A 788-nucleotide genomic window follows, 5' to 3' on the forward strand; every position below is an offset into this window, starting at 1 on the left:
CCGTTGCTGCCGCCGGTGCCCGCCGGGTTGAACGACGATCCGCGCCCGGCGCATGCGCTGGCCGCACGCCAGTTCGCCGACGCCTACCGCCAGCACGGCGATGCCTTCATGGGCGAGGTCTGTACCGCGGTCGAGGCCAAGGTACTCAATGGCAACAGCTACAAGCTGGCCTGGCTGGAGCCGCTGAGCGTGCAGCTGCACCGCTGGGCCGGGGCGGACGCTCTGGACGCGCCGCTGGACGCCGATCCGGAGCGGCTGCGTCGGCTGACCCCCGAAGAACTCAGCGCGCGCACCAACAAGGCGCACGCCGGCAAGACGCCGCACTCACCGCTGCAGCACGCACTGGCGCTGTACCTGGCCGCCACCGATGCGCTGGCGCAGTGGCAGCGCGGCCAGGCCATCGCGTTCCTGCACGCGCTGCGCGACCAGGCCCGCGCACGCCTGGCCGAGCTCAAGCGGATCGGCCGCGTGCAGACCTATGACGACCTGATCGACGGCGTCGCCGACGCGCTGGAGGGGCCGCATCGCGCCGTGCTGGTGCAACAGCTGCGCGCGCAGTACGCGATCGCGCTGGTGGACGAGTTCCAGGACACCGATGACCGCCAGTGGAGCATCTTCCAGCGCGTGTTCGGCGATTCGAAGGAAACCCGCGCGGCGGGCCTGGCCCCGGCGCTGTTCCTGATCGGCGACCCCAAACAGGCCATCTACGGCTTCCGCGGCGGCGACATCCACACCTACCTCAACGCCAAGCACCAGGCCGATCCCGCGCCGCCGCGGAAGCCGTAGAT

General features: G+C 71.1%; 1 pseudogene. It reads left to right on the forward strand.

Annotation, left to right across the window (positions count from 1 at the left end):
* Positions 1-788, forward strand: a pseudogene (locus DBR34_RS21985) (UvrD-helicase domain-containing protein); the annotation flags it as partial.

Origin of the sequence: Stenotrophomonas sp. HMWF003 (assembly GCF_003061285.1) — a bacterium.
GTDB classification, from domain to species: Bacteria; Pseudomonadota; Gammaproteobacteria; order Xanthomonadales; family Xanthomonadaceae; genus Stenotrophomonas; species Stenotrophomonas maltophilia_AP.